Origin of the sequence: Clostridium sp. AM27-31LB, assembly GCF_003480745.1 — a bacterium.
Lineage (GTDB): Bacteria > Bacillota > Clostridia > Lachnospirales > Lachnospiraceae > Butyribacter > Butyribacter intestini.
The window spans coordinates 167,165-173,784 of record NZ_QUJS01000007.1; the positions used below are offsets into that span (position 1 = coordinate 167,165).

The 6,620-nt window shown below is 38.5% G+C and carries 9 protein-coding genes; all 9 read left to right on the forward strand.

Annotated features, from left to right (window positions below; all coding sequences use genetic code 11):
- Nucleotides 1-146 precede the first annotated feature (146 nt).
- The 9 genes from rpmJ (at nt 147) to DW721_RS11600 (ending at nt 6,454) form a co-directional block, all read left to right on the forward strand.
- Nucleotides 147-260, forward strand: a complete 114-nt coding sequence (rpmJ, locus tag DW721_RS11560) for a 50S ribosomal protein L36 (RefSeq protein ID WP_082440772.1) — start codon at nt 147-149, stop codon at nt 258-260.
- Between the two features lie 357 nt (nt 261-617).
- Nucleotides 618-986 (forward strand): 30S ribosomal protein S13, encoded by a 369-nt coding sequence (rpsM, locus tag DW721_RS11565; RefSeq protein ID WP_022013716.1) that lies wholly within the window; start codon nt 618-620, stop codon nt 984-986.
- A 40-nt stretch (nt 987-1,026) separates the two neighbouring features.
- The gene (gene rpsK / locus DW721_RS11570) at nt 1,027-1,422 is read left to right on the forward strand and encodes a 30S ribosomal protein S11 (protein WP_022013715.1); all 396 of its coding nucleotides are present in this window, start codon (nt 1,027-1,029) and stop codon (nt 1,420-1,422) included.
- Nucleotides 1,423-1,524: 102 nt separating this feature from the next.
- Entirely contained in the window at nt 1,525-2,118 is a 594-nt protein-coding gene (gene rpsD, locus DW721_RS11575) for a 30S ribosomal protein S4 (RefSeq protein WP_022013713.1), read from the forward strand.
- Nucleotides 2,119-2,163: 45 nt separating this feature from the next.
- Nucleotides 2,164-3,123 carry a DNA-directed RNA polymerase subunit alpha gene (locus DW721_RS11580; RefSeq protein ID WP_022013712.1) on the forward strand — a complete coding sequence of 320 codons (960 nt, stop codon included), beginning with the start codon at nt 2,164-2,166 and terminating at the stop codon, nt 3,121-3,123.
- Between the two features lie 17 nt (nt 3,124-3,140).
- The gene (locus DW721_RS11585) at nt 3,141-3,677 is read left to right on the forward strand and encodes a L17 family ribosomal protein (RefSeq protein ID WP_022013711.1); all 537 of its coding nucleotides are present in this window, start codon (nt 3,141-3,143) and stop codon (nt 3,675-3,677) included.
- Nucleotides 3,678-3,734: 57 nt separating this feature from the next.
- A complete protein-coding gene (locus DW721_RS11590; RefSeq protein ID WP_243036004.1) occupies nt 3,735-4,643 on the forward strand; it encodes an energy-coupling factor transporter ATPase in 909 nt (302 codons plus the stop codon).
- 147 nt (nt 4,644-4,790) lie between these two features.
- A complete protein-coding gene (locus DW721_RS11595) occupies nt 4,791-5,648 on the forward strand; it encodes an energy-coupling factor transporter ATPase (RefSeq protein WP_118745843.1) in 858 nt (285 codons plus the stop codon).
- Nucleotides 5,645-6,454: an energy-coupling factor transporter transmembrane component T gene (locus DW721_RS11600; RefSeq protein ID WP_118745844.1), complete on the forward strand. Its 810-nt coding sequence runs from the start codon at nt 5,645-5,647 to the stop codon at nt 6,452-6,454. Before DW721_RS11595 ends, DW721_RS11600 begins: the two co-directional genes overlap by 4 nt.
- The last annotated feature ends 166 nt before the right edge of the window (nt 6,455-6,620 follow it).

Consider the following 6,620-nt stretch of genomic DNA (forward strand, 5'->3'; position numbering starts at 1 on the left):
CAATACAATGAGCAAGCTCAAGTATTGTCAATTATTTTTTATGGCTGAACTGTTACATAATAAATGAAAAATCAAAAAAAGTGCTTGCATCCAATGAAAATATATGGTAAAATAGCAAATGGACTTTATGAAAGGAGGTTATTGCTGTGAAAGTTAGATCTTCAGTAAAACCAATTTGCGAAAAATGTAAGGTCATCAAAAGAAAGGGTAAAGTCAGAATTATCTGCGAAAACCCTAGACACAAACAGAGACAGGGCTAATTAGTTGACGGAAACCAAAGCAGTATTACTTTGGCTTTTCTGTTGTTATAATATAGAACTTGCTTTCTGTTCGTTATGATACTATATGTATCATGATATTGTAGACAGGCTGATTACCTGTTTCAGCGGAAGGTTGTGTCATTTCAATTGGAGCTGGTCTTATCAACGGCAGATTGATGACTGCGGCGTAGTACCGGCTGCCATTTCGCAGGCAGCTCGACATTTGTTCACCATAGTGGTGTCCGAAAAGGAATCGTCTATGCAATAGGATTACAATTTAAAGCGGCTGACAGTGCAAATGCACTGTAATCAATTTTAACTAACAATCTAGAAAATTAACGGAGGTGTAAAGTACACATGGCTCGTATTAGTGGTGTAGATTTACCAAGAGAGAAACGTGTTGAGATCGGACTTACCTATATTTATGGTATTGGTAGAGTAAGCTCAAATCGTATTTTAGCAGAAGCTAATGTCAATCCTGACACACGTGTTAAGGATCTTACTGATGACGAAGTAAAGCGCATTAGCAGTGTGATCGATGAGTCACAGACAGTTGAAGGTGATCTTCGTAGAGAAATCGCTATGAACATCAAGAGACTTCAGGAAATTGGATGCTATAGAGGCATTCGTCACAGAAAAGGTCTTCCGGTTCGTGGACAGAAGACAAAGACAAACGCTAGAACTCGTAAAGGTCCAAAGCGTACTGTCGCAAATAAGAAGAAATAATATAGATAATATGTACAAATTCTAGTAGGAGGGTTTGACAATGGCTAAACAGGTAGCAAAAAAGGCAAGTAAGAAGCGTGTCAAGAAGAATGTCGGACATGGACAGGCACACATTCAGTCTTCCTTTAATAATACAATCGTTACGCTCACAGACGCTGAAGGAAATGCAATTTCTTGGGCAAGTGCAGGCGGATTAGGATTCAGAGGTTCAAAGAAGTCTACACCTTATGCAGCACAGATGGCTGCTGAGACTGCAGCAAAGGCAGCAGTACCTCATGGTTTAACTTCTGTAGATGTTATGGTAAAAGGACCAGGTTCTGGTCGTGAAGCAGCAATTCGTGCATTACAGGCTTGTGGAATCGATGTAACAAGCATTAGAGATGTAACACCTGTACCACATAACGGATGCCGCCCACCAAAGCGTCGTCGTGTATGATTTTTGTGGAATATACCACAGGATTTTAAGAACGGTCTGTCTACAGTGGCAGATATAAAGATGAATAATTATTTGTGTATTATTATATAGGAGGAAATAAACATGGCAAGAGATATGACTCCAGTACTCAAGAGATGTAGAAGTCTTGGAATTGACCCTACATTCCTTGGTCTTGATAAGAAGTCTAATAGAAATGCTAGAGCTGGTAGAAAGCAGAGCGAGTATGGTCTTCAGCTCAAAGAGAAGCAGAAAGCAAAGTTCATTTATGGTGTTTTAGAGAAGCCTTTCAGAAACAACTTTGCAAGAGCTCAGAAATTAAAATACGGTACAACTGGTGAAAACCTTATGATTATTCTTGAGCTTCGTCTCGACAATGTACTCTTCAGAATGGGTTATGGTCGTACAAGAAAAGAGTCAAGACAGATTATCGATCACAAGCATGTACTTGTAAACGGCAAGTGCGTAAACATCCCTTCATATGAAGTAAAGCCGGGTGATGTTATCGAAATCAAAGAGAAGCACAAAGGTGCTCAGAGATATAAGGATATCCTTGAAGTAACAGACGGAAGAATCGTTCCGGAGTGGCTTGAAGCAGACCATGAAAAACTTTCAGGAGTTGTTAAGGAAATTCCTACAAGAGAGCAGATTGATGTTCCTGTAAATGAAGTGCTTATCGTCGAGTTATATTCTAAGTAATATTAACTGGCAGCAAAGCATAACACCCAAAAGGAGGTACTTAGAGTGCTTGATTTTAAAGAACCAAATATTGAGATAGCTGAGATTTCAGAAGATAAAAGATATGGACGGTTTGTAGTTGAACCTCTGGAAAGAGGATATGGTACAACTTTGGGTAATTCTCTTAGAAGAATTATGCTTTCATCATTGCCGGGTACAGCCGTTAGTCATATTAAAATTGACGGCGTGGTTCATGAATTCGCTGCAATTCCGGGAGTAAAGGAAGATGTTACTGAGATCATTATGAACATCAAGAGTCTTGCTATCAAAAACAACAGCGAGACAAATGAGACAAAGACAGCTTATATCGAAGCGTCAGGTGAGTGCGTGGTAACAGCGGCAGATATTCGGGTAGATCAGGATATCGAGATTATGAATCCGGATCAGGTTATAGCTACACTTAGTGGCGGACCTGATTGCAAATTATATATCGAGATGACAATTGTAAATGGTCGTGGTTACATCAGCTCTGATAAAAATAAAAGAGAAGATTTACCTATCAATGTAATTGCAATTGATTCTATCTTTACACCGGTAGAGAGAGTAAACATCAAGATTGAGAATACTCGTGTTGGTCAGATAACTGATTACGATAAGTTAACAATAGAAGTATATACAAATGGTACTATTGAGCCTACAGACGCTGTAAGTCTTGCAGCAAAGGTTCAGAGCGATCATTTAAAATCATTCATCAACCTTTCAGATAAGACATCTAATATTCAGGTTATTGCCGAGAAACCGGACAATACTGAAGATAAGGTGAAGGAAATGAACATTGATGAACTTGAACTTTCAGTTCGTTCATACAACTGTTTAAAGAGAGCCGGTATCAATACTGTCGGTGAACTTTGCAACCGCACATCTGAGGACATGATGAAAGTTAGAAACCTTGGACGTAAGTCATTAGAAGAAGTTATAGCTAAATTGAAAGAGTTAAACCTTTCATTTAACTTAAGCGAAGATTAATTAGGAGGTAAGCACACATGGCAGGCTATAGAAAACTTGGAAGAACTTCCAGTCAGAGAAAAGCATTGCTTCGTAATCAGGTAACAGATTTGTTATACTATGGCAAGATTGTTACGACGGAAGCTAAGGCAAAAGAAATCCGTAAGATTGCAGAAGGTATCATTGCTTTAGGCGTAAAAGAGTGCAATAATTTTGATACAGTGAAAGTTACTGCTAAGGTAGCTCGTAAAGATAAAGATGGAAAGAGAGTTAAAGAAGTTGTAGACGGTAAGAAAGTTACAGTTTATGACGAAGTAGAGAGGGAGATTAAGAAAGATCAGCCTTCAAGACTTCATGCAAGAAGACAGATGCAGAAAACTCTTTTCACAGTTACAGAAGTTCCTACTGACAAGCAGAGCCGCAGAAAAGATACAAAGAAAGTTGATGTTGTATCTAAGGTTCTCGATGATATCGCACCAAAGTACACAGACCGCAACGGTGGTTATACACGTATCGTAAAGATTGGTCAGCGTAAAGGTGACGCAGCTATGGAAGTACTTATTGAGTTAGTATAATTCAAATAAGAAAATATAAAATAGGGCTATCACATATGTGGTAGCCTGTTTTGATATATGAAAATTGGCAAATCGAAAGTTGGTGACAGCATGGAAAATATGATAGAAGCAAAAGGTCTTGTGCACGAGTATTCAAGGCGTGATGAAAATGGAGAAATAACCGAGATAAAAAGGGCACTTGACGGTGTTGACATCCAAGTGAAAGCAGGAGATTTTATCGCAGTGCTTGGAGCAAACGGCTCAGGAAAATCCACTTTTGCGAAACATCTCAATGCACTTCTTATTCCAACAGAGGGAACATTGTTTGTAAATGGAATGGACACCTCTGATTATAACAATGACCTAAAGATAAGACAGACTGCAGGAATGGTCTTTCAAAATCCTGATAATCAGATAATATCAAATGTGGTTGAGGAAGATGTGGGATTTGGTCCTGAAAATGTCGGAGTGCCAACAGAAGAAATATGGCAGAGAGTAGAAAAAAGTCTAAAGACAGTAGGGATGTATTCATATAGAAAATCTTCACCAAATCATTTGTCAGGCGGTCAGAAACAAAGGATTGCGATAGCAGGTATAATGGCAATGAAACCAAAGTGCATCATACTTGATGAGCCAACGGCAATGCTTGACCCGGTAGGCCGCAAGATGGTAATAGATACAATAACCGAACTTAACAAAAAAGAGGGGATAACGGTCATACTCATAACGCATTACATGGAGGAAGTAGTCGGAGCAGATTATGTGTATGTAATGTCAGACGGAAAAGTTCAGATGCAGGGAAAACCGAGACAGATATTTGCAAATGCGGAGGAACTTGAGCAGTACAGGCTTACGATACCTGAGATAACAAAGATAGCACTTGAATTAAATAAAAAGGGTATGAATATACCAAAGGATATTTTGAGTGCGGAGGAGCTTGTGGATTATTTGAGTAATCTATTAACGGTATTGAAAAAAATTGATTAAGATATTTGTATTATAGCGTATGAAATGGAAATATATTTTATTTTTAATAAGTATATTGTATGATATATTTATTGTATGTGAAATAGTATATAATTTTTTATATATTAATATTGTAAATGTGTATCATATGTTGGTTTGGAGGCTCATATGGGAATTAGACTTGAAAATGTTGATTATGTATATGCCGCAGGGACTGCTGAGGAGAAGAAGGCTCTGGATGATATAAATTTAAAAATAAATGATGGTGAGTTTATCGGGCTTGTCGGTCATACGGGTTCGGGCAAATCGACTTTGACACAGCTTTTAAATGGTCTTGAAAAGGCAACATCGGGAAATATTTATTATGAAGAGAAGAATATTTATGATAAAGGCTTTTCGATGAAAGAGCTTAGAGGAAATGTCGGTCTTGTGTTTCAGTATCCGGAGCACCAGTTGTTTGAGGTATCTGTTATAGAGGATGTGAAGTTTGGACCGAAAAACTTAGGGCTTGATAATCTTGAAGTTGAGATGAGGTCTTTCGAGGCTCTTAAAATGGTCGGCATAGGTGATGACCTTCTTGATGCGTCGCCGTTTGCACTGTCGGGAGGACAAAAAAGGCGTGTTGCGATAGCGGGTGTGCTGGCGATGAAACCAAAGATACTCATACTCGATGAACCGATGGCAGGTCTTGACCCGGCAGGCAGGGACGAGATACTTGAGCTTCTCGCAAAACTTCATCGTGAAAACGATATGACGATACTACTTGTGTCCCACAGCATGGATGATGTGGCAAAATATGTTGACAGAATGATTGTAATGAATGACGGAAAGATAGTTCTTGACGGCGAACCCAGAAAAGTGTTTAAATATCAGAGGGAACTTGAAGAAATCGGATTGGGCGTGCCGCAGGCAACAAATGTCATACACAAACTCAATGCACTTGGAGCAGGGATAGAACAGGAATGTATAACACCGAAAGAAGCGGCAGAAGCTATTTTTAATAAATATATGAAAGGGAACAAATGATTAGAGATATTACCATTGGACAATATTATGCGACAGATTCAGTAATACACAGGCTTGACCCAAGAGTAAAAGTGGTTGGAACATTAGCATATCTAATATCATTATTCTGCTTTAATAAATTTAGCGGATATATAATCGCAGCATTATTTTTTGCAATACTTGTAAAAATATCCCATGTGCCATTTAAGTTCATGGTAAAAGGTCTTAAGCCTATAATGTTCATGCTTATATTTACGGCGGCGTTAAACCTGTTCTGGACACCCGGAGAGGTAGTGCTTGTAAAAGCGTGGGTATTTACTATTACGCTTGAAGGTGTCAAACGCTCAGTGTTTATGGCACTCAGACTTACATTTCTTATCATAGGTTCATCACTTATGACACTCACAACAACACCAAATCAGCTCACGGATGCACTTGAAAAACTTTTAAAACCGTTGAATAAGATAAAAGTACCAGTACATGAGATTGCAATGATGATGTCGATAGCACTCAGATTTATACCGATACTTGTCGATGAGACGGACAAGATAATGAAAGCACAGATGGGGAGAGGAGCAGACTTTGAGTCGGGCAATGTCATTCAGAGGATAAAAGCAATGCTTCCTATACTCATACCGCTTTTCATATCAGCGGCAAGGAGAGCGAATGACCTTGCACTTGCGATGGATGCGAGATGTTATCACGGCGGAGAGGGCAGAACAAAGATGAAGCCTTTAAAATATAAAAAACAGGATGTGATAGCTTACCTGACGGTAGCAGCCTATGCGGTAGTGCTCGGAGTAGTGGTAAAGTTTTCAGTATTTTGAGGAAATAACTTAATAAAATTTATATGATTTCAGCCATATATATTGAATATGTATATGGCTGAAATTATTATCGGTAATATCAGATGTAAGAAATGAAAGGCTATTCTACCATAAAAAGCTACTTAACAATACAATGAACAAGCTCATTGTATTGCCAATTATCTTT